This window comes from Marinobacter lutaoensis (assembly GCF_001981305.1).
GTDB lineage: Bacteria > Pseudomonadota > Gammaproteobacteria > Pseudomonadales > Oleiphilaceae > Marinobacter > Marinobacter lutaoensis.
Window position 1 is genome coordinate 172343 of the sequence record NZ_MSCW01000009.1, and the last position, 21887, is coordinate 194229.

At 52.6% G+C, this 21887-nt stretch carries 18 protein-coding genes and 1 pseudogene; 7 read left to right on the top strand and 12 right to left on the bottom strand.

The window, feature by feature from the left end; translation table 11 throughout:
- Positions 1-11 precede the first annotated feature (11 nt).
- The 6 genes from BTO32_RS15540 to BTO32_RS15560 all read right to left on the bottom strand — a co-directional run bounded on the left by BTO32_RS15540 (position 12) and on the right by BTO32_RS15560 (position 4270).
- Positions 12-773 (bottom strand): nucleotidyl transferase AbiEii/AbiGii toxin family protein, encoded by a 762-nt coding sequence (locus tag BTO32_RS15540; RefSeq protein ID WP_076725568.1) that lies wholly within the window; start codon positions 771-773, stop codon positions 12-14.
- A 528-nt stretch (positions 774-1301) separates the two neighbouring features.
- The gene (locus tag BTO32_RS17940) at positions 1302-1463 is read right to left on the bottom strand and encodes a hypothetical protein (RefSeq protein WP_175618678.1); all 162 of its coding nucleotides are present in this window, start codon (positions 1461-1463) and stop codon (positions 1302-1304) included.
- Between the two features lie 234 nt (positions 1464-1697).
- Positions 1698-1973, bottom strand: coding sequence for a helix-turn-helix domain-containing protein (locus tag BTO32_RS15550; protein ID WP_076725570.1), 276 nt, complete (start codon positions 1971-1973; stop codon positions 1698-1700).
- A gap of 49 nt (positions 1974-2022) precedes the next feature.
- Positions 2023-3285, bottom strand: a complete 1263-nt coding sequence (locus BTO32_RS15555; RefSeq protein WP_076725571.1) for a tyrosine-type recombinase/integrase — start codon at positions 3283-3285, stop codon at positions 2023-2025.
- A gap of 391 nt (positions 3286-3676) precedes the next feature.
- Entirely contained in the window at positions 3677-3889 is a 213-nt protein-coding gene (locus BTO32_RS17835) for a MarR family transcriptional regulator (protein WP_139339111.1), read from the bottom strand.
- Between the two features lie 69 nt (positions 3890-3958).
- Positions 3959-4270, bottom strand: coding sequence for a hypothetical protein (locus tag BTO32_RS15560; protein WP_076725572.1), 312 nt, complete (start codon positions 4268-4270; stop codon positions 3959-3961).
- 215 nt (positions 4271-4485) lie between these two features.
- Between BTO32_RS15560 and BTO32_RS17840 the strand changes: the two genes are divergently transcribed.
- A complete protein-coding gene (locus tag BTO32_RS17840) occupies positions 4486-4788 on the top strand; it encodes a hypothetical protein (protein ID WP_139339112.1) in 303 nt (100 codons plus the stop codon).
- 432 nt (positions 4789-5220) lie between these two features.
- Here BTO32_RS17840 and BTO32_RS15565 read toward each other — a convergent pair whose 3' ends face one another.
- Genes BTO32_RS15565 through BTO32_RS15575 form a run of 3 tightly spaced genes read right to left on the bottom strand, consistent with a single transcriptional unit; the run spans position 5221 to position 8358 of the window.
- Entirely contained in the window at positions 5221-5862 is a 642-nt protein-coding gene (locus BTO32_RS15565) for a transposase family protein (RefSeq protein WP_076725573.1), read from the bottom strand.
- Positions 5863-5866: 4 nt separating this feature from the next.
- A complete protein-coding gene (locus BTO32_RS15570) occupies positions 5867-6841 on the bottom strand; it encodes a BsuBI/PstI family type II restriction endonuclease (RefSeq protein ID WP_076725574.1) in 975 nt (324 codons plus the stop codon).
- Positions 6838-8358 carry an Eco57I restriction-modification methylase domain-containing protein gene (locus BTO32_RS15575; RefSeq protein ID WP_076725575.1) on the bottom strand — a complete coding sequence of 507 codons (1521 nt, stop codon included), beginning with the start codon at positions 8356-8358 and terminating at the stop codon, positions 6838-6840. The genes BTO32_RS15570 and BTO32_RS15575 overlap by 4 nt, the downstream gene beginning before the upstream one ends.
- Positions 8359-8468: 110 nt before the next feature.
- Here BTO32_RS15575 and BTO32_RS15580 point away from each other — a divergent pair, with 110 nt between their 5' ends.
- Positions 8469-8651: a DUF7673 family protein gene (locus tag BTO32_RS15580; protein ID WP_425435232.1), complete on the top strand. Its 183-nt coding sequence runs from the start codon at positions 8469-8471 to the stop codon at positions 8649-8651.
- Between the two features lie 15 nt (positions 8652-8666).
- Here the strand turns inward: BTO32_RS15580 and BTO32_RS15585 are convergent, their stop codons facing one another.
- Together BTO32_RS15585 and BTO32_RS15590 are read right to left on the bottom strand one after the other, a co-directional pair.
- A complete protein-coding gene (locus BTO32_RS15585) occupies positions 8667-9392 on the bottom strand; it encodes a nucleotidyl transferase AbiEii/AbiGii toxin family protein (protein WP_084206879.1) in 726 nt (241 codons plus the stop codon).
- On the bottom strand, positions 9389-10084 hold the full coding sequence (locus tag BTO32_RS15590) for a helix-turn-helix domain-containing protein (RefSeq protein ID WP_076725576.1): 696 nt from the start codon (positions 10082-10084) through the stop codon (positions 9389-9391). The genes BTO32_RS15585 and BTO32_RS15590 overlap by 4 nt, the downstream gene beginning before the upstream one ends.
- 373 nt (positions 10085-10457) lie before the next feature.
- Here BTO32_RS15590 and BTO32_RS15595 point away from each other — a divergent pair, with 373 nt between their 5' ends.
- Complete coding sequence (locus BTO32_RS15595) at positions 10458-11948, top strand: hypothetical protein (RefSeq protein ID WP_076725577.1); 1491 nt, start codon at positions 10458-10460, stop codon at positions 11946-11948.
- 1 nt (position 11949) lies between these two features.
- Complete coding sequence (locus BTO32_RS15600; protein WP_245820364.1) at positions 11950-15543, top strand: DEAD/DEAH box helicase; 3594 nt, start codon at positions 11950-11952, stop codon at positions 15541-15543.
- Here BTO32_RS15600 and BTO32_RS15605 read toward each other — a convergent pair.
- Positions 15522-17423, bottom strand: a complete 1902-nt coding sequence (locus BTO32_RS15605; RefSeq protein WP_084206880.1) for a DNA primase — start codon at positions 17421-17423, stop codon at positions 15522-15524. The genes BTO32_RS15600 and BTO32_RS15605 overlap by 22 nt on opposite strands.
- A gap of 107 nt (positions 17424-17530) precedes the next feature.
- On the opposite strand from BTO32_RS15605, the gene BTO32_RS15610 reads away from it, so the two are divergent.
- The 3 genes and pseudogenes from BTO32_RS15610 to BTO32_RS15620 form a co-directional block, all read left to right on the top strand.
- Positions 17531-19717 carry an ATP-dependent helicase gene (locus tag BTO32_RS15610; RefSeq protein ID WP_076725579.1) on the top strand — a complete coding sequence of 729 codons (2187 nt, stop codon included), beginning with the start codon at positions 17531-17533 and terminating at the stop codon, positions 19715-19717.
- A gap of 85 nt (positions 19718-19802) precedes the next feature.
- On the top strand, positions 19803-20654 hold the full coding sequence (rdgC, locus tag BTO32_RS15615) for a recombination-associated protein RdgC (RefSeq protein WP_076725580.1): 852 nt from the start codon (positions 19803-19805) through the stop codon (positions 20652-20654).
- A 39-nt stretch (positions 20655-20693) separates the two neighbouring features.
- Positions 20694-21887, top strand: a pseudogene (locus BTO32_RS15620) (type IV secretion protein IcmB); the annotation flags it as partial.

A 21887-nucleotide genomic window follows, 5' to 3' on the forward strand; every position in this document is an offset into this window, starting at 1 on the left:
CGAGGTGTGCATCAGGCAAGCCCAGGGCCAGGTTCAGGATCATTATGAAGGGCGTCGATTAAACCTGGTGCACAATTTCCCGTTGATAAACGTTGCAGGGTGGTAAGAAGCTGAACTTGCACATCGGAGTCGATATGAAGATTGCAGAAGCATTTCTGGCGATATGAATCATCCTGCAGAAGTTGCCGAGCAGCGGAAGCAAGATCCTGAATAACGACCTCGCCGTAAGCGGAACACGCTTTCCTTGCGGACTCTATCGGTATTTCGCCCCAGGCCCCAATCATTCGGCACAAGTCGAGTATATCGCGGCTCAGAACAGACCGATCAGCCCAGCGATCCGAGTTGGCTAGCAGCTTCTCAGCATATGCGTCAATCCGGGATATTGTTGGCACACCGTGGAGCAGATCTATCGACGCATCCAGTGAAATCCGGTCTTCGCGGACAATTTCAAATTTGATCGGAACGCCATCAACGTCCAGGACGCTGCGGATGCCGTAACGGTCGGCCCGAACTTCCCGAAGCTGGGGGACTGATTTGTTGAATAGGGGCGACAGGCCTGTTGTCGAAAACTGACCTACTACGCTGCGCAGCTTCCGGTAACCTTCATGACTTGAGCAAATAAAACCTATGTCTGTACTCAGCCGAAACTCATCAAGCTGCAGGGCTATCGCGGTGCCTCCCCCAAACAGACATTGAGTATCTTGAAGAAGACGGCTGTTCATTGACTCAAGTACGCGAGCAATACGTTGGTGGTGCTGACGCTTGCTATCCATTGATTACTCCTGAGCCAAACTGATTTTTCAGACGCTCAATGAGCCGCGCTTCTTGCTCAGTAAGTCGGCTCGTGTCGATGTACCGCCAGTTTCGTTCGTACAGTGCAAATGCTTCTTGCTCGGTAATGGCAACGGATGGATTGCTATGCCAGCAAATGAGGCGTAGCTCGGGATAATGCTCTGGGACGACTAGATTGTGTTCCATGCGCACCGCTCCCCATATCTCACCAAGCGTCTCACAAGATATTCAGTTGGCGCCTCGTCGTTTTACCCATGCTGTTGATCTAATTAATGGCTTCGCTGCCGGGTTTCAGGCGTAAGGTCATGTGTAACAGCGCTGCAATGTATCCCACTGTTAGACCAATTATAGCCCCATCAACATGCGCTGCATAGAAGGATTCAAATGGCACTGATTCAACACCCCAATTCCATCCGAATTTAAGACTGAGAATCGCTGCCATTGCGAAACCCAGGCCCACCATTACAATTACAAACAAGATTTTCAGGCAGGCACAAAAAAAACCGCCCTCAGTGGGCGGTTTTGTCCGATTTATGCTTGCTGGGCAAGAATTTTTCATCCAGCATCCTGAAAAACCTGTCAGCCTTTTCTGTTGTTGACCACCAAAACAAGGCCAGCGTGGTTACACCAATCGTCGTGCCGATTATCGCAACATACTCGATAGGTGTCATGTTAATCCTCCTTACGGGATTCCTCATGGGGTTCAGTGTACATGAAAACCGCTGACTGGGCCACGTAGAGCATATTTTCACTGTTTAAATGCCGCCGATCTCCGGATTCCCATCCTAGTCTTCAGTGATTGAGTGCAGCGTGGTTCGTCCAACTGGTCTGGTGATGATCCAGAACTGCTGGGTTGTCCCAATGTTGCCAGGGCCGCAGGGGAGAGCAGTAAAGGGATGGCTGATTTAAAGACATTGTAGTACGTCCCGGATGTGCTGCAAATTGTCTTTAATCCACTTTTTATTAATCGGACCCCAGTTCAGGATCTTGTATTTTCCTGTTTTCTTTGGCCCCACAAATTCACAACGGATACCAAGTTCACTGAGCGCCAAAATTGTCTCTTGGGCGGTGCGACGCGGCATACCAGTCGCTCTCACGATTGCAGGAACTGTATTGACTCCCGATTCGATGAGGTACGCAATGTAGAGGCGACGGTAAAAGCTGGACTTAGTTTTACTCATGCTGTTGATCCAATTATATGCCTGGGAGTTCCTGGTAAGCGCACCATGGTTAAACACTACGATTGCGACCAGCTGACCGACGCCGAACCTGGTCCGCGTTGATGTAAATTTGTTCCGTGAAGGCTGCACTGGCATGGCCAAGCTCTTCGGAAATATGTCGGATATCCGCACCGGCTTCAATCGCCTGACTGGCCCCAGTGTGTCGAAGATAATGGGTTTCCGAGGCAATCGCCTCCAATTGGGCGGCCTCATCTGAAAAACCGTCATCCTTCATCTTCTGGACTGCCAGCATAATACCTTCTTCGCAAATCCGTTGAATCTGACGAGCACCCAGACCACCACCACGGGCGGACGGAAGGATGGCCCTGGGTTCATTGGGCAAGGGAAGGGGAGAGTCGCACCCCAAATAGGCCCGCCAACGTTTGAGATAGGGTAGGTAGGCATCAGGACAGGTGATGGTGCGACCTTTATCTCCCTTGCCGAACACGTAATAAGTCCAGAAGGCTTCGCTGCCAATGACCTGTTTTTGAAAATCAGAGAATGCCGGTATCCGAAGCTCGCCGTCTATCTTCCGAACGGAAAGTTCGCTGATCCGCAAAAATAGGGTTTTCATGGTAACGATGACAAACAGGTGCCGCTCGTATTTTGGGTCCTGGTCCGCCGCCTGCTCGATAGTCTCCCTTATAAACGACCATTGCCAGTCTGTGTATCTACGCACCGAGACTTCTTGGCGTTCCAGCAAGGCATTGGATTTCGCCTTCATGTCTCGACGACGAACCTCTAAGAAAGGGTCTTCAGCCATAATCCGCCGCTGACGGAGAAACCGAAAATACGAGGAGAGGACAGTCCGAGATGATTTCAGGCTGGCTGGGCTGGCGGTGTACCGCTTGCCCTTGGAGCGTTGACTGGTGAAGGGGCGCCATCGGGGATTGATAACCCGCTGTCCTTGTTCGTCAAGGAACCCCGAATGAATATTGGGAGCCACCCAGGCGGCTGGCGGGTTCTTGAGAAACTTGAAGTAACCGGATACCACCTCGGCGTCCACCTGATCGAGCGTCCGGCCGGCCACGACCCAGAGATAGTTCAGAAACCGCTGAACCTCGCTTCGGAAACGGTTGTACGATCCCGGGACACCGGAATAATCAGCGACAAAATTGAGGCTGGCGGTCAGATCTCGAAGTGCAAGCGCTGAATCAACAGACAGGGTTTGGATCTTGCTTCGTACAGCCGGGTATCCATCATTTGCAATTTGTTCGTCGAGCGTACTCGCAGTATCGATCAGCGGAAATCCTGGAAATGTGCGATTTGCCATATGTGTTACTGAGCTTCTGATTTCTAATCAGATGTAGGGTTGGCGACTAGGAGCAGAAGGCAGAGCAAGAGACCATTTACATGAATGGCTGGTTTTCCGCCATCATTTAAGAGCAACCATCACGCTGGCAGACACAGCCCCGGGGATTGTTACTGCCCAAATTTGGGGTGCGCCAATTGAGTATAACAACGCTCCAGTCAGTGTTCCTGCGAGTAGGGCAAAGAAGACTCTTTGCCCAGGGCTGAGTTGAATATTCATCTGACTCCGAATTCCCATTTAGTTTTTGAATCGCTGAGCGGTTCCGGTGAGGGCGTCCCAGGCAAGCCAAACGACGAACACGACTGTCAAGCATCTCTATTTCTCCCGAATTCCATACTGTTACTGGAAGGTTTCATTGTTCGATGAACGGTTCTTTCCGCCGATAATGACCAACGTCATTCCGTTCAAGAGCACCAAGTTGAACCAGGCGCTTACACACGGGAGACGCGCTGGACGAGTGATGCCCGTTACCCCAGACCGAGCGTCCAATTTCGGTTGGACTGGTCCAGCCTTTTCCCTTCAGGAACGCAAGAACCTGTTTTTGGCGGTCTGTGAGCTTCTTCATTCCGATCTCCCATCCTCACTCGAATATTGCTTCTCATCTGCGTCGTACATGTCGATTTCCCATGGAACTCTATTGAACGCTGGACTCAAAAATGGTTTTTGAAACGAAGGTGTCAGCGTCCTCAAAAGGGACCCCAATAGACCCCAGAAACCACATCAAACGACGCTTGTTCACATCGACATCCAACTTGAACAGTATTCCCTTTTTATGCGCGTTTTTGACCCAGAAGCAGACCAGATCTGAGTCCGCTGGCATGCGCTCCTTATCGTGAACTGAGTGCTCAACATCCTTATAGGCAAACTCGACTGCGTTTTCGTGGTTGGGGTGGACACCGCACTCAGCGAGCCCCTCATACAACCCCTCATACAATCTGTGACTCATATCCGATTTCCCATAAAGTCATTCAAAGTGGTGAGACAAAGAAGGCAAAAAGTGGGGCCAGTGGGGCAATAACTACGGGCCACACCTCCCATGACAGATGATGCCTCCGAACTCGCCCAATGTCAAATACTGCTAAGTATTTGACATGTGATAGTGGGCTGAGTTTAATGACATTTGAGGAAACTTTCACTCACCATGGCATTATGAGGAACGCTATGCCTGAAAATCAGACTATCTCCGGAGATACTGAACAATTCCCCACTATCAGCGAATGCGTCAAAGTCACTCATTATGAGAATGGACGAACTGCTGGTGTAAAACCATTTTTGTTCACCTGGGCGATCATCGCTGATTTCACGCCATCGGGATACAAAGAACGCTGGTGCTACCATTCATTGACAGATGCGCTGGCTGCTCTCAACGACTGGGATGGCAACGGCGAGCCGGACGGCTGGCATCGACATGTCAATACCGGCCGACGCCGGGACGAACATGGAAACGACATCGGGGTTTGGTAAACACGAATGCCGGACATGATTTGGCTCAAGGTGGCATGGATGCCCGGCACAAGTGACCATTGATGCGGGACCGAATGGCAGCCAAGCTCGCAGCTCAGAGGATGTTTATAGAAACCGAGCTTCCAGTGATCCGCCAGCGGGGCCAGGCCGCCCTATTTCGCCTGCCGCCGGTAGCCCTCAATGATACGGGTCAGTCTTCCGTGGTCGCTCGCTTCCTGCTTGGTCTTTAGGGTATTCGTATTTGATGGTTGATCAGGGTTTAAATCAGACCCCGCTCGATCATGTCCGTCAGGGTTGATATATCTACCCCATAGTTTTTCACCTCCTGTGTTGATTCCTCCGCAGTATCAGCAGGCGCTCGGGTGAACATCTTGTAGTACACCGCTCCTTCCAGTTCTGGTTCGGGCCGTCTTCTCTTGAACTTGGGGCGCTTCATTTCGGTTTTGAATGCTCCCAGGGCTTCCACATATCCATCGCCACATAATGCACTTGGTCAAGCCCCTTGAGCTGGCTCAGGTAGCGTGTGACCGTAGGCTTATTTCTGTCTTTCAGAATCTCAACAATGGTGTTGTTCTGGATGTTGCTGATTACACAGCGAGGCTTGATCAGGTGGATCTCATCAATGCCCATCCACTGGGGGATTTCAAATCGGACGGTCTTTTCCAGCGCATTGATGTAGTCACGGAAGATCGAGCGGACCGTACCTTCAACAATGCCAACTTCATCTGCAATGCTTGTGAAAGTGCGAGTAATAGCCTGCTTGCCGATCCACTCAACCAAGCGCTTGGTCATTTTGCGCTTTTCGTCTATGTCCGGCAGTGGCGCGTAAAACGTCTTATTGCAGCTCTGGCACTGGTAGCGGCGAGTATCAACATAGACACCCACGCGCTTGCCGTGCATGGGAAGGTCGCGGATTAATTGTTCTCTGCGACCAAAACCACGAATATTGGTAGAGTGACAGTGGACACACGCGATGGGTAGAGCCTTTACGGCAGCAGTAACATGGTAGTCATGTTCATTTTCATCGATATGAGTTACTTCATACGTCGAGAGATTCAGAATGTTTGCAGGCATCCAGCTACTCTTTTCTCTCGTGAGGACCTAAGAAACGATCACCATTGAAGTGGATCATGTGATCGGGGTTTTCCGCGATCCAGACCTCTGTTTCCCAGGCAATATCCGCTGCATGCCTACGGAATTCTGCAGTGTTCGGAAAGGCGGTCACATAGACCCGGCCAACCTTACAGGTTTTCAATGCTTGTTCCAGTTCGATCCAGCGCTTAGGAGATACTGGGCCGTGACTGGTGACCGCTTCTATCAGGAATAGCCATTCCCGCTTTTCGTCGTACACCACCACATCAGGCAGCTTGTCATGGGACATAGGCGGGACGCCTAGGGCTTCCAGTTGAGCTGCCTCTAGTACCAAGAGCTTGCCGCCCTCGTTCCGGCTGCTGGCTGTGTCACCGATATACAGCACGACGCCGGATTTCCCAATGAAGCGTGGACAGAACTCATGCACTATGTCGGCGTGTAGCTGGTTGTGCTTGCCGGGTGACAGCTTGATTTCTTGGCCTCCTGGCAGGCGAACGGGGATTTTTTCCATATCGAGCTTTCGCTGGTAGAGTTCCTGGAGGTTGTGCAAGTCCTCCTTGTATTCTTCGATCTTCTGTTGCCAGGCTCCGTTCGGGTATTCTCTTAGAACATCAATGATAGGCTGATTAAGAGAATAGTTATTGTCCTTGCTGTTAGTGGGCCGGGACGGATCGTCCCGGTTACGATCGACAATTCGGGCCTGCTCGAACTGGTGTAGCGTCTGGCGTCGTATGGTTTCCCTAGAATTGGGCTTGTAGTCCTGGCCATAGTGTTCTCGAATGAACTGCATAATTTCCACGGTTGGCAGCATAGGTGCCTGTGCGTCCTTCCACTCGTCTTGTGGCCGGATATTGGCGAGTGCCAGGAAAACCCAGCCCGAACGCTGATTGTATTGCTTTTTCGGCATTCCCAATGCCTTAAGCAACTCTTGTGCTTCTTTCAGTTTTTGTTCTTTGCTCATGCGACAGCTGTTTCCTTCACTTTCAAATAAAAATTGACAATGTTGTCAGTATGCTGTTGACCTGTTTCCGCTCCTTCCTTGAAGGCAGCCCCTATTTGGCGAATCACTTCCCTAGTCGGAAGCTTTAACAGCCTGATTTCCGTTGCGTTGACCTGCGTGTTTCCAGAAATGCAGCGGAAGTACTTATCCATAAGCGTGGAATTGAACAAGGCGGCTAGGCCGTAGGCCTCCACTAGGTCTAATTCACCATCTGCCATGCCTATGTAGTTCAGGTGGTTTTCCAAGGCTATCAGCTTGCCTTTGATGGCCCGCGGATCGTGAACCCCAGCCACCAAGCGGCGTTTTTCATCTTTCGAGCTAAACCGCTTCAGAAGCACATAGGGCTGATTGTCCGAGGTGTGCTTGTCGTGGCCGTCGAGTAACTTGAAACGGGCGTCTTTCTTGTTGCTTCCGGTCCACACGGTCTTGAAGGCTTTGACGTTGTGCATGCGGAGAAGGGGCACACTATCTGCCTTGTGGTTCGGTGTGGTGATGTATTCCCTGGTGCGATGCTCGACCACCGGGCCGGTAGAGATGAAGTAACCGTTTTCCTGGAAGCTGGAGGGCCATTCTTCTACAGTCTGCAGAATGGCGGCATCTTCGGCGGATTCAGGAATGCGGATAATTTCATGCTCGTTGGTGGTATCGATCAGCAGCTTGGCCGGGTAGCATTGGGTTTCCACCTGGTTCAGATCCTCGTAGCCGGTGGAGGTGCATACCTCGATGCGCGCCGTCTGGCGGCGCTTGGTGTAGCTGCAAATGACGTTTTCCTGCAGTACCGACAGCTCTTTGAAGAGCTTATCCCGCGAGCGAAAGGTATGTAGCTTGTCCAGGCTCATGGTCTGGTTCAGGTAGTGGCGAAAGCCCTTAAAGTAGAGGCCATTGGTAAAGCTGCGCGGTACGATAGCCACCATCTGGCCCTTTGGGGCTAGACAGGCGGTCACCACGGCCATGAATGAGGCGTAGATATTGGGGTTGCCCTTGAACAGGTCTGCAGTTGCTCCAGCGTAGGGTGAGGTTTTTGAGTTGTACTTGAAGTAAGGCGGATTGATCGAGGACACATGAAATGGGGCCTCGGTCCTGTCCGGCCTGGACAGCACAAAATCCTCGTTGCGGATCTCAAAGGTGAACTGGCCGCCCTGTTTTCGGAACTGCTGGGTGACCTGCTTCATGTTCACTTCCAGATGCTTGATGGCATCGCCGTCGATCTCATAGAGAACCGCATGCACCTGGTTGTTGCCAATTTTCAGGCAGCGAAGCGCTGCCGAGATTGTGAGAATCCCGGCTCCAGCCCCGGCATCTAGGATGCGGACTACCGGCGCATCAATCGGCCTGATCATGGAAGCCATGTAATCGGCCACAGGGGCACCAGTGAAATATTGCCCCAAACTTTTGCGCTCGATTTCAGGCTTATTGCTTAAGTAACTGGATTGGGCTAGTGCTGCAGCTTCTATCATCCCTACGATCTCATCAATCATCAAATGCGACTTACCATAGCCGCAACAGCAACCCATATCAACCATGTATTACGATTTAATTTGGATTGGAACGCAGCCAATTATAGACGGGAATCACTCACATAATACGAATACCCGGTCTTTATAACGGCAAGTGTTTCCCGATAGATATGACCGAGCTGCGGAGGTTGGATCGCGCGTTGCTGGTAGATTGCCTGGCGGTATTGGAGATGGGTCACCAACCTGAAATGGAAATTCACCTGTATGTCGCCAATGGCGAAGCTCTATTTGAAGAAATGGCTGACAGACTTTAAGGATGACTCACTCATTTAACATGGCCCAAACATAGAAAGTGTGTCTTCATCATTCTGATCATCTAACCAGCCCTCGATGATACTGAGATCATCAAATAGCCGGCCGTTAAGTATGGGGTCGCCATCATACGCGCTGGCATAGCGTTCCATTAGGTGGGTTGGATCGCTAAAGAACTCTTCAAGCTGCGCTATCAGTTCCGGGGGGAGATCTGCTGAATACCGACTCGCAATGAATGCCAGGTCATGCAGATCGCGAGCCGCTGTTCGGTAAGGCATGGTTGGGTCTTCTCGTGCCGCCAATAGCTTCAGGTGCGCGATTTGGCTGATGGAGTACATCTGTATGCCGTTGATCACGCATATGCTGGCTGGGTCAGGCGTGGTCCGCGAAGAAATCTCAATTTTGATGGGGATCAGTGGTTCACCCTCGCCGGTTGCGAACATCGGCCGGCAGCGGTGGGTTGTTCCAGTTTTCTTGGGCTCGTTGAAGTCTGAGAGGCTAACCTTAATTCCCTTTCCGGCCAGCTTTTTGATGGCGCTGTTGCAGATCCTCTCTATGTTTAGGTGCCCCTGCAATTCAGTTGTAAGATCGAAATCCAGATCTTCGCTGAACCGTTGCAAATCGTATCCTAGAAGCAGTGCAGTCCCCCCTTTCAAGACTAGGGGCTTGCCTTCGTCATGGATGACCTCGCAGATCGCCTCCATGATTTGTCGATGAGTTTGTTGTTGTTTTGTTAGGTTCACTGGTGACCTCCATTCAGCCAGTCCTCAATGCCTTCTCGGGCTGCGTCTGATAGGAAGGGCTCACATTGCGCTAGCCATTCCCTCACTTGTCCCAGGTTAACCACATCATCAATATCGGTAACCTGCACATTAGGCACTCTGCACCGGCGGATCTCGCAGCTGTCTATCAGCAGGTCGAATACCGCGCGTTCTGGATTGGCCGCCCAGATACACGGCGCAATCACGCCATACTGTGCAATGGTTGCGGTGGCATTCCATAGGCCCGCCACACCGAGTAGTGCGCCTGTATGTGCTGTGTGCTTCCCGGCAATCCGCCAGCTTGAAGGGTTGCTCAAGCCGCTTGTGTACCAGAGTGCTGGCGGTCGGCCATCAGCCGGTGGTAGGCATAGTGCTGTCATGCCAGACAAATAGTATTTCGGTGTCCCAAGGGCTTCATCGCTGGTATCACGACCAAAAACATCGAACATCCATTCGAGGCCTAGCTCGCAAGCAACGGTTTTGTATCTGCCAAAGGCTACCGCTCCGTCGCCTTGCTCAATTTTGATAATCGTGCGGAGTGATAGCCCGGTTGCTTCTGCAAGTTTTTCGCCAGACAGTCCTGCAGCCTTCCTCGCGTAACGAATGGCGAGGCCGATGGGTGCCCGAGGTTCTTGTGATGGTCTATGGGTCATTGGTGTGTCAATTGCCAGCATTGTGGGTTGTCCTCCTGGTGCCCACTTTCATTTCATTGTGCATTATATTGCACGGTGCACCTTAATGCACTGAGGCGTATATCCATGGCAATCGTCATCAGGCATCTGGCAGGGCTATCGGGTCCTATCGGGTCAAAGGTGCTCGTGCCGCCTGCCAGGAATGGCTTCACATGGCCCGGCTGACAATTGTGACCGGGTAACACATCCTCACCCAAGCATCGTTTGCGCGCCGGGCTCCGCACTATTTGAGGATTGCGCGTTTGGAGCTGAGCGCCCTACTATATCGAAGAATGGTTTAAGATACCCTCTGCGAAGTTTACGAACAGTCTGTTTGTGCTGGTTGGCCGCCAGCCCGTCAAAGAAGGTTGCTACCATGAATCATGCACTCGATATGAACAAAGACTTCTGGAATCACGGAACCCCGGTGCACATCACGAAATTGGAAGTGCTACCTCCGAGGGTTAAAGCGATGGATCAGCCTGTGGGCAAGTTCGTAACCGCAGGGCAACTGTTTACTGCCGTTGCGGTGATGAATACGCACCAAGGTGGCCGAGTGGAAGTCAGCGTGACCGGTTATCTTCGTGCGACTCTGGAGATTTCGAATCCTCGTGGTTGGCAGCCTTCGGATTGTTACGCACCGCGCAAGCACAATGGCGACATTCCAGCGATTCGCTTGCTGGGTTATCCGCGCAATCTGTGCTCGGAGTCTGGCAAACCAATCACACCCCTTGAACTGAGCCAACTGATTGCTCAACAGCTCAATGATGACAATGGCTGGCGGGAACATATCTGCACCCATGTCCCACCGATTACTTCCGAGTTGATTCGGGAGGAGCTGGGGCTTGTGGTGCCACCAGTGGAACTGACGGAAGTCGCCGCATCATCTGGTGCTTCAGAGAATGGCAGCTCACCAGCGTCCAACGGTGAAATGGAAACGGCTGCGCCGGCGCCCCTGGATGACAACGAGGATGAGTTTCACGTTGACGAACGGGATCTCGAAGAGATTGCAACCGAACTGGATCAGAACGGCACAGTGGAATCCATGGCGAATACAATCACCGAGACGACCGATGGTGATTTGACCCTGGCCGACCTCGATGAAGACGATGAAGACTTGGCATCGTTGATCGATGAGTGGGAAGACGAGGATTTGCAGCTGGAAAGTCGTACTTCCGATTCTGGGAAATCAGAAGACTTTGCAGCGTCGGGCGAGGCATTGGATGCCAATGCGCAAGTAGAGAAACCCAAGCGGCGCGGGTTTCTCCAAGCGATTACATCAATCGGCCGGAAGGCTGTTTCAGAACAGGCCAACGAAGAGTTCCTGCCGGAGCCTGTTGAGACATCCACCGCGGGTGAAGAACACGAGACTGGGCGCGATCAGGAGCACAGGCTGGCGGATGACCGGGTGACTGAGGCTAAAGAGCCGCAAACAGTGAATCCAGAACAAAGCCGGATGCAGGCGGTGATCAACGCAACCGATACGGTTGCCGGCGAACAGCCCAAAACGACGCCGGCCCCGGTGACCGGAAACGCAGGATCGCGTGGCCACGACGAATCGGGTGACGAGAAGAAAAAACGCGCGGTTCGTGAAATCGAACTGTTCCATTCCGAAGGGTTCGATGTTGCGTTTTTCGGACTGGAGCATGGCGAGGCCGAGCTGGCGGACAAGTCACGGGGCCAACGGGCGAAACTGTACACGACCCGGGGCGGTCGAATTGTGCTGCACATCGATGAGCATCTGGTAGAGGATTTCGCGAACACCGGTGACGAGGTAAAGCAAGTATTCGACCGCATGGGCTATGGCAAGGACGCCAAAAAAGCCTATCGAAGCGCGGAAATCAACTGTGTAAGGTGGTTGGATTGACGTGTCTCAGCGCCTGTCAGACAAAATTGCTCGTTACTATTCGTTTTGCCTGACGGACGCGCAGGCGGGACGGGCGGCGATCACCAAGTCGGCCTGGACCCGCCTCCCCTATCGACGTTTGAGTCATACAGCGTTCGACGGTGACCGGGTTGAACGTACTCAGCAATCCGCACAACAAGACGGGCTGGCGTCTTTAAGCAGGGATGACATTGAAGCCTGGTGTGACCCAGGTCATGACTGGGTTCCGCTGGTCTGGCACCCCTTCCTTTTTGAGCGCACATCGGCGGTTCGCCACGGAATTCAAACCTATCAATGGGCGCCCGATTTCCTGGCGCCTCTATCAATCCTGCTCTATGCGCATCGAACTGGGCGACTGATGGTGGTCGGCAGGCCCCGGTTTAGCCGGGAGTGTTTGGAGCCGGCTGCGCAAGGCTCATTGATTCTCGGATCGGTTTTGGAAGCCGATCAGTTCTACGATGCGAACCCATTTGATGATTGCCTGCCACCAATACATCCAGAGGCGGACGAGCTGGACAGCAATCACACGGGGCACCCAGATCAGGAAGTATCGCTTTCTGAAGCCTTTGATTACGCGCAGCGACTATTTGATGCGGTGTGCCAAGCCGACCCGGAACAACCCATCCCCGGGGTCCGGTTCACCCGTCGCAGCTACGGCGTCGTACTGCCGGCTCGTCAGGGCATTGGTGCGATTGAATCGTTGCTGCGAACCTATGACGCGATCGAGACACTGCAGCCAAAGTTGCCGTGCTTTGAAGGGCTCGTAGAACCGATGCTTGCCCCGCAGAAAGTTGAACCTGAGCCAATAGCTAAGCGGTTGAAACCGATGGTCCGGTGGGGAACGCTGGCGCCGACGCGCGAGCTAAGTGAGGATCAGGTTCAGGCAATCGGGGCGGCATTGATGTTGGCTCGGGGTGACCGTTTGGCGATTCACGGCCCGCCGGGAACCGGGAAGACGGCCATGTTGACGGAGTTAGTGGCATCCGAGGTGGTGCTGTCTGTGTTGCAAGGGCGCCCTGCTCCGAAAATCGTAATCGCGAGCACCAACAATCAGGCGCTTCGAAACGCCTTAGATGCGTTTCGCCTGCAACAAAGATCCCACCATCCGCTGAGCCATGAGGAAGCGCTGTTGACCCGGCGATGGATCGACGACTGGCCCACCTTGGGGTTTTATAACGCATCACGAGCAGCAGAGGCGGATGCAAAAGAGCGCGGCCTGATGACGCTGGAGGACATGGAGCGAATTGAGCGGAACGCCGACATTCAGACGCTTTCCATGGCATTCGTACAGAACACACGGGCAATCACCCGAACAGGCGCAATCGCGTCGATTGCGTCTGCTACTGACGCCTTGAGGGCGCACCTCAAGGCGGAAGCACGAGAACAAAACTGGGCGCGGAGCCTGCCCGCACAGCTCCGGAAGGCTGCAAGAGACGGCAATGCACGACAGCTGCTTGCCGCGTTCAAAGAACATGAGAAGCTCTGGCGGCGAAAAGGCTGGTTGAAATCACCCGCAGAGTGCGCGGTATGGGACAAAGTGCGTCAAGGTCTGGAGCGCTTGGTCGAGGCACAGAAGTCAGTCCGTCAGCTCAAGAGCAAAGTTGTGGAGATTTCGCGCCGACTCAATCAGGCATGGTCAGAAGACTGGGTGTTGAAGGCGGTGGCAAGGATGCGAGCGCAGAAAATGCTACCGAACACCGTTGGTAGACGGCTCGCCAAAGTTCAGATGCCATCAGATGGTGATGTGCCTGTCTATGCCGAATTGGAGTTGCGGCGTGTGAACAACCTGCTCCGCGAAGCGAAGGCGATAGCCCGAGCACAAGCTGAGGTGTTGTGCAGTAAGACGCTGGCGGATGAGTGGTTCAAGAGCAATGAGGCGGTGTTGCACGCCAAGGCGAGGCATCGGTGGTTTTGGCTGGCAATTCATGTGCGCGAGGGGGAATGGCTGAATTGCATGGCAACCACGCTCCGGGCTGGGCAAAAGGACGGCAGAACACTCGAAAAAGTTCGAGCGATGCTTGATCGGCGTTACCTTCTGGCGCCAGTTATGGTCAGCACGTTACACCGCCTGCCAAAGATACTGAGTTTTTGGGACATTCAGCGTCAGGCTGAAATGCCTTTGTTCGAACAGGCCGACCTGTTGATTGTGGACGAAGCCGGCCAGTGTGCGCCGGATGTTGCGGCAGCGTCGGTCAGCCTTACCAAATGTCTGGTAGCTGTTGGGGATCGCGCTCAGCTTGAGCCGGTTTGGTCGTTGGAGCAACGGGAAGACTTGGGGAACCGGGTTGCTGCGGAGTTGATCGAGCCTGCCAACCTGGACGGCCTAGAATCGGAACGGCTGAGTCGTAGTGGTGGAGACACCAGCAGTGGTTCGTTACTGCATCTTTGCCAGTCATCCTCCCGCTTCACAAGCAGCGATAGAGAGCATGTGGGAGTCTGGTTAACAAAACATCGCCGGTGCTTGCCTCAGATATTCGAGTTTTGCAATCAGCTCGCCTATCAAGGGCGTCTTGAAAGCGTGCGCGAGCAAGATACGTCCATTTGCCCTTTGCCGGTAGTGGGATACCTTGATGTGCCTGGCAATGACCAACAGTTCTTTGGTTCGAGGGTCAATGAGTTCGAGGCGGTTCTGGTCGCAAGGTTTGTCAGTAAGCACAAAGCGGTGCTTCAAAGCGCCTACGACCGGCCGCTTGGGGAGATTGTCGCCATCGTGACGCCATTTCGGGCGCAGGCGGAAAAAATAGACGGAGCCCTGCGGCAAATGCTCGGTAAACATCATGGGATAACGGTAGGCACCGTGCATTCGCTTCAGGGCGCGGAGCGACCGGTCGTTCTCTTGAGCCTGACCTATACGGCGATCCCTTGCGGTCGTCATTATTTCTGGGATCACAACACGTCAATGTTGAATGTCGCTGTGTCCCGGGCACAGGATTCGATCGTCGTGGTGGGTGACCTGGACACCCTTAATCATTCGGAGCTACCTGGCCGGTTGCTTGGCAAGCATCTCCGCACGGTCGGTGAGCGTCTTGAGTGGCCAGAACCACCTGAGTCCGGTGGTGCCCTTGAGTCATGGCGTTCAGCCTTGCAGGTAGCCTTTGGCAAAGACACGCAGTACAAGATCAGTACCGAAGATAACGTGGCACTCCTGGCCCTGGGCGAACCCGAATTGGGGGAAGTTATCTTGGTGACGAGCGATCTTGAGCGGGAAGGACTCAAGAAGATCGGAAATGCCATGATCCGGGCGAAGCGGAGTGGTATGTCTGTCACCTGGCTTGTGAATTACGAGTATCTTTTGGAGCACCCTGATTCAGCAGTAATCTTCAAGGCCATTGAGACGATTCGCAATAACGGAGTAAATGTCCAGTATATTGGTCCCACCTTCGGCAATGTGATTGTGCTGCCCTTTGCCGATGTCGCATTATGGGCGGAACGTAGCTGGATGAGCGCCGAACCTCCAGTCAGAATCATCGCGATTGAGAATGGCGCTCGGGCCATGCTGGCGCGCCTTCGTACCTTGTATGACTTACAGGGCCGCAAGGCAGAGAAGTCAGAACGTCAGGTTGCAGAAACAGATTGATGCAGCCGCGAAGTTAGGCGCTTGTCGAGATCTTCAACCCAGCTTGTCAGTTCGTATTCCCACAGGTCCGGAGCAAATACTTCTTGCGTGTATCCTAGTTTCTCCAGTGAACGATCGGTGTCCCTAGCGATTTCGGACCAATGAACCAACAAGGATGACGGGAAACCAGCTTCGATGAGGTGGTGCGCAAGATCCGACCAGCTTTCTAGTTCGTTCGGATCAATAGTGTTTTCAGAGAGGGATGCCCGGGTGTGAAAAAGCACCCGCAGTGTTGGGGGTACCTCGATCGGATTAGCCAGAAGTCCATTGAGGGCGTCCCGTACCCACCATCGGTTATCCCAGGGTGATAGACAAGCCAGCAATGCGGGGTACCGAGATACCCTGTATAGCCAGAATACAGCAGCATCCCCTTGAATTAAGGAGTGATGCAATGGGCTTGGTAATCCGATTCCCCGTTTGTGGCAATAGGGTCGAGTCACATACCCCGTTTTATCTGCAACGAAACGATGAAAAGCCAGGCGCCAGTCTGGATCTTCTGGCATCGGTGCATCATGAGTACCGGAAAGTGCTCGTTCAATTGTGACCTGATCTGCGAGTGTCAGCGGTTCACACACTGGTGCAATGAATTGCTGATACCAAACATCCTCGACATGTAGCTTAGGAAGGATCGCAAGCATGCTTTGAACTGTGTCTGCATTGCTTGCCACCTCGAAAAATGTATCGGGGTCTTCGCCTTCTGGTAGAGCAATGGCATAAAAACGAGTTCCCGGCTTGAGAAACGGAATACCCTCAACCAGTGTTCTTTTGGCGGCAGAGATACCGGCGTCGTCACCATCGGTAACAACCTGAACATACTTAAACTGTCGGAAAATGGTACGCAGATGACTCTTCGTGATACCGGTACCCATCGCAGCGACTGCATGAATACCCCGCTCAGCGAGCCGTATAGCATCTGTCAGCCCTTCCACGATAAGGACAACTGAAGTGTTCAAACGTGTGCGCCAAGCCTCGCGTAACGCCGAATCATCTAGTACCTCTGACCACGGCACCATCCCGAATAAGGCATTGGATTTGTCAAAAATCCGCGTGTTTGGGGAGTTCAGGTACTTTCTATCTGGAAGGATGGCGTCTCCTTCGGCGCCGGGGATGACCCGAGCAGAAAATGCGACGCATTGACCTGATGAGTTCGTAATTGGGAACAACAGGCGGCCCTGGAACATGCTTCGGGAGTGCCCATTTTTCAGCAAACCGGTCTCGACGGCCAAGGCTTCCCAATGCTGGCGGGTCAGCTCTGTGGGCTCTGGATTGAGTGGGTGCGGTGCGCGCGCAAGGTCGTACAGCTCTGCCTGTGATGGCAGGTACCCAAGACCATATTGCAGAATGACACTTTCTGAATAGCTACGCTCCTGCTGCAGATACCTGACAACTGGAGAGTCGGGTTCATGACGCAATAGGGCTACCAAATTTCTGTGCGCCATTTGGGCGACATAGTTGTGAAAGCCTGTAAGGAGATCGCGATCATCCGCCCGGAGGATGGGGCGCTTGTTTGATACCCGGCCGCTTTTCCATTCTTCCGATGGAGTGATCTGGTACCCCAGGCGTTTAACCAGGGACCGGATAACCTGGCCCGGTGATTGTCCCGTCATTTCCGATACAAAGGTAATGACATCGCCGTGCGCGGAGCACCCCCGGCATAGATAGACCCCTTTGGAATCGTTGACCGAGAAAGATGGGGTTTTTTCCTCATGGAATGGACACAAGCCAACCCACTCCTTCCCCTGCCGTTTTAGAGTAACGCCATACTCTTCTACGACGCTCGAAAGAAGCAGCTTGTCTTTAATCAGTTTCGGTGCGTCTTGGAAGTTGCAAAAAAGCGACATCTCTTCTCCCAGCAGGCCGGCAACGTGTGTTGCACCACATTTGATTACATCAACTTCGTATAATACCCCATAGGATAAGACCGCAACGCAGACGTGGTTTATTGGTCATGGCTGAAGTCAAACTTACGGAACAGCAAACCCGAATTGGTGAGCACAAAGATGGTTCTTTGATTGTCTTGGCCGGGGCCGGCTCGGGCAAAACAGCAACCTTGGTTCAGCGGGTAGGTAGGCTGATTGATAAAGGCGTGTCGCCCCGTCAGATTCTGATGATTACCTTTTCAAGGAAAGCGGCGCGTGAAATATCGGCACGAGTCGAAAGGCAGTTCGGGCTTGATGGTAGTGATGTCGTCGTCGATACGTTCCATGGTTTCGGCTATCGGTTTCTCCGGCAGCACAAAGATCTCTTCGGGCTTGGGGAAGACATGGAATGGGTCATCCTCAACGAGAATGATCAGAAGCGCTTGCTAAACGAAATTGGCGCTGAATTTGCTGAAAAATCGAACTTTGATGTAAAGCTGCTCCGTAAGGCTCTCAAGCAAGGTTTCGCGCTGTGGTCGCTGATGAAGCAGAACGGGATTTGTCCGGGAAATGTCAGTGATGCGTTGATTGGATTGGAAAAAGCGCGTTGCTCACGGACAGGCGATACACCGAATCATGAACGGGTCCAGCTGGTTGATCGCTTGGTTGCTGAAACTCTGGTGCAGTATGAAAGGGACAAGCGCAAATCCGGATATTTGGATTTCGATGACCTTTTGATACTTCCCACGAAGGCATTGAAACGGTATCCAGATATAGCTAGAGCGTTATCTTTTCAGCACCAATACATCATGGTGGACGAATCTCAGGATACGAATGCAGTTCAATACTGGATGGTTAAAGAGATCGCACAGCATCACAAAAACCTGGTGATGGTTGGTGATGACGATCAGGGCATCTATACCTGGCGAGGTGCCAGGGTCGCCAATCTTAAGCGATTCATCAAAGACTTCAACGCCCCCATTGCAAAGCTGGAACGCAATTTCCGAAGCCATTCAAGGATCGTTGAGTGCGCTTCGAAGCTCATCAGACACAATAAATCTCGCCTGCCGAAAACAGCGTATTCTGAGGATCACGGAGGAGACTTTCCCCAGTTCTGTGTAGCGCAACGAGACCGTGAAATGGCGGAAAACATAGTGCGAGAGGTAAAGGCTAGACAGGCCCAAGGGGTGCCGCTGTCGGATATGGCGGTGCTGTATCGCACCAACCGCATGACCATGATCCTGGAACCGGCATTAAAGCAGGCCGGAATTCCGTATACAGTCGTTGGGGGGATGAGCTTCTATGAGAGAAAGGAAATCCAGGCGATCACCGCGGTTGTCCGTGTGGCGCACCGGTGGAAAGACTGGCAAGCCATAAAAGCGTTGCAACCCTATATTGACGGACTGGGTAAAAAAGGGATGAATGACCTGATCCAAAAGCTGGATGAGTATGATGAGAATCTACTTGGCTTTGCGGTTCACAAGGCGCCCCAACAATATGGCAAAGGCGGGATCGTGTTACAGACTTTCCTTATCAGCCTGTTTGAAGCGGCCTACTCTGACACAGAGGGTTTACCGCAATACAAAATATTAGAACGGATTGTGCAATGGGCAAAAGACGGCCCAATGAAACTACTTGACCGAGAGAAGGATGATGCAATCCGAGTGAAGCGCTCCGAAAATCTAGACCTTCTGTTGCATGAAGTGCGTCTTGCAAAGCCTGATGACTATTTCCAGTACCTGATGGAAGGCCCTATTTCAGATTATCAGGACAGCCATGATCAGGGTGATTACTTGACCCTCTCGACGATTCATCGATCAAAAGGACTGGAGTGGCCTCACGTCATGGTTGCGGGATTTTCAAACGGCCTGATGCCATTGGATACCGGGCGGATGAATGGCCGGCCAGCAGCCAATACGGGCGAGAATAAAAACAAATTCGAGCAGGATGACGAAGATGATGGCGGTCGGCCAGAAGAAGAGCGGCGCCTGGCCTACGTGGCTATCACCAGAGCCGCGCAATCGCTGTCGCTTCATCATGCCAGTCTATATCACTTCCCTGGCGGTGAGCCTGTCGTTGTGGAACCGTCACCATACCTGGAAGAGATGGGACTGGAGCTCAGCCCTCAGCAAGCCGCGATTATCAGCAATGCCTTGGATACTGAACAGCCCTTAAGCTATCAGTCCGACCAAAAAAAAACGACCGGCGCCGCCCAGTCGCCGACACCAAGGTATGCAGATGACGAGTCACGACCTGCCCTGAATATCCTTGGTTAATAGACCCATATCGAGTTTGGAGGCGTTTCCCCATAGCTCACCTCACCCCATGCGATAATTTGAGGGTAATTTTTGGGGGGGCGCCATGAAAGAGTTTCGAGTCCTTAATATCAAATCAGATCTTCCCGAAAAGGCTGAGCTTGAAGCGATTGCAAAAGCCTACCCTGCCAGGGAGTGCAAGTTCCTTGAGCAATCAACGTTGGGTTTCCGAGAGCTGCCCGGCACGGGGGGCGAGATCGTTATTCAGGTGGAGGGCTCAAAGTTTCTTTACGCAGAACTTCTCCGTTTTCGGCGATCCGTGCCAACCGTCGTTCGCGATCGTGAAGTTCGAAAGCGCATCAAAAAGCTGGTCGAAAGTGGCGAGGTTGTCACCAAAAAACTGAGGGCAACCATTAAGGATGAGGTGATGCAAGAGTTGTTGCCGAAGATGCCCCAGCTAGAGACGGTGATTCCTCTGGTGATTGACCAGCACGATAAGCGCATTTGGGTTGGCGCGACATCGGACAAGCTCGCCGAGGGTGTCTTCATGTTGCTTAGGAACGCGGGCCTGCCCCTTGTAACGGAACTCTGGTGCGATGGTGGCAATCTCCCATTTTGGCTGCATCGATGGCTTCTCAATCAAGAACCATTGCCTGAATCCATGTTGCTAGGGGAAAAGGCAAAGCTGGCGGACCCGATTGAACCAAAGTCTACAGTAACCATTTCAAACGAAGAGCTGACAGATGAAGAACTGCAGGCCGTTGCCGCAAGCAGGTCTGTTTTGTTTCTTGAGCTATCCAGCCCAGGAATGAGCTTTCTCATTAATTTTGATGGCGCTTTCAAAAATCTCCGGTTTAACCCGGGCGAGCAATGTGACGATTTTGCCCATGAGGTTGCGGTGTGCCTTTCGGAGATTGGTGACGTTGTTGCACGACTCGAAGCAGCCATCAGGCAATAGAGATTCTGCGAATTAAATTTGAACACAGGAGTATCGTGAATGCGGTTTGTGGACCGGATAGTAGATAACTTGGACGCTGTTTTGATGCTGTGCGCCCAAAGCATCTGGCGCACAAATCCGAAAGAGTTCATTGATCTGGCTTCGACAGACGATGCCACTACGTTTGTCCTGAAAGACGGAACCCTTATGACGGTGCTCCGTATCAAAGGAGTGACCAATACCCTCCACGGCCAAGGGCTGAAAGACCTGATTCTTGAACTTGCAGAAATCATCGGACGAGACCTGTTACAGAACGGAAATCACTCGCTATCCGTCAGTTTCGAGTTTGATCCGGATCAGGCGTACCAATATGCCAAAGACGCCTTGAGGATGACCCAGTTAACGGCGCGCAAGTTCGGCATGAGCAGCTTCATCGACGAGATCGTTGAAGAGAAAAGCCGGAAGATGGCGGAGTTTTGCCAAGTCGAGAACACTTATATTGCGCTGTACACCTATGTTACCGCCATTGCCAAGAACGAAATCAACGACCAAGTTAAAGAGCGAGCCGAGGCACTGAAAACATGGCCAGAAACAGCCGAAGCCATGCTCAAAGATACTGCGTTCCCGCAGTTGAGAATCCGGCATCAAAACATGGTCTCCTCGTTTATTTCTACTATGGAGCACCTGAATTCAAATAAAGATGTCCGTCTGATGACTGAGGTAATCGATGTCCGTTCGTGGCTAAAAATCGCTAAGCAGGTCATTGAGCCGGGTACAAGCGAGAAATGGACACCCCGGATTAGCGACGACTTTCTTAAAGAAATTCGGGTTCCCACAAAACCCAAGCGGCGTGATTTCAGGAACGCAGATCATATGATGCCGCCACCGATTGCGGATCAGCTGTTCTCCCAAAACATCGAAACGCCGAGCATGAAATTTGCCGTTATGGGTAACCGTATCCACTATGGGCTGGCGGTTAGCATGGGTCCGATGGAACCAGAAACATTTGACCGGATGATCATTCAGGCATCATCAATGCGGCTACCCTTCCGGTTGTCGATCAGCCTCAAGGCGAATGGCGCCGGCGTTGATTACTTGAATACGTCGTTAGCGAAAACATTTCCCTGGGCGTCCTCACTGAACAGTCAGATAAAAGAGGCCCATGAAGGACTATCCCAGTATATCAGCATGTCGAATGGTGTGGTTCCGGCACCTGGGCGGACGCCAAGCCAAAGTATACGAAGAAGAACGGAG

Excerpts from the sequence above, each read along its gene's own strand:
- BTO32_RS15540 (WP_076725568.1), bottom strand. The coding sequence starts at position 773 with ATGGATAGCAAGCGTCAGCACCACCAACGTATTGCTCGCGTACTTGAG.
- BTO32_RS17940 (WP_175618678.1), bottom strand. The coding sequence starts at position 1,463 with ATGACACCTATCGAGTATGTTGCGATAATCGGCACGACGATTGGTGTA.
- BTO32_RS15550 (WP_076725570.1), bottom strand. The coding sequence starts at position 1,973 with ATGAGTAAAACTAAGTCCAGCTTTTACCGTCGCCTCTACATTGCGTAC.
- BTO32_RS15555 (WP_076725571.1), bottom strand. The coding sequence starts at position 3,285 with ATGGCAAATCGCACATTTCCAGGATTTCCGCTGATCGATACTGCGAGT.
- BTO32_RS17835 (WP_139339111.1), bottom strand. The coding sequence starts at position 3,889 with ATGAAGAAGCTCACAGACCGCCAAAAACAGGTTCTTGCGTTCCTGAAG.
- BTO32_RS15560 (WP_076725572.1), bottom strand. The coding sequence starts at position 4,270 with ATGAGTCACAGATTGTATGAGGGGTTGTATGAGGGGCTCGCTGAGTGC.
- BTO32_RS17840 (WP_139339112.1), top strand. The coding sequence starts at position 4,486 with ATGCCTGAAAATCAGACTATCTCCGGAGATACTGAACAATTCCCCACT.
- BTO32_RS15565 (WP_076725573.1), bottom strand. The coding sequence starts at position 5,862 with ATGCCTGCAAACATTCTGAATCTCTCGACGTATGAAGTAACTCATATC.
- BTO32_RS15570 (WP_076725574.1), bottom strand. The coding sequence starts at position 6,841 with ATGAGCAAAGAACAAAAACTGAAAGAAGCACAAGAGTTGCTTAAGGCA.
- BTO32_RS15575 (WP_076725575.1), bottom strand. The coding sequence starts at position 8,358 with ATGATTGATGAGATCGTAGGGATGATAGAAGCTGCAGCACTAGCCCAA.
- BTO32_RS15590 (WP_076725576.1), bottom strand. The coding sequence starts at position 10,084 with ATGCTGGCAATTGACACACCAATGACCCATAGACCATCACAAGAACCT.
- BTO32_RS15595 (WP_076725577.1), top strand. The coding sequence starts at position 10,458 with ATGAATCATGCACTCGATATGAACAAAGACTTCTGGAATCACGGAACC.
- BTO32_RS15605 (WP_084206880.1), bottom strand. The coding sequence starts at position 17,423 with ATGTCGCTTTTTTGCAACTTCCAAGACGCACCGAAACTGATTAAAGAC.
- BTO32_RS15610 (WP_076725579.1), top strand. The coding sequence starts at position 17,531 with ATGGCTGAAGTCAAACTTACGGAACAGCAAACCCGAATTGGTGAGCAC.
- rdgC (WP_076725580.1), top strand. The coding sequence starts at position 19,803 with ATGAAAGAGTTTCGAGTCCTTAATATCAAATCAGATCTTCCCGAAAAG.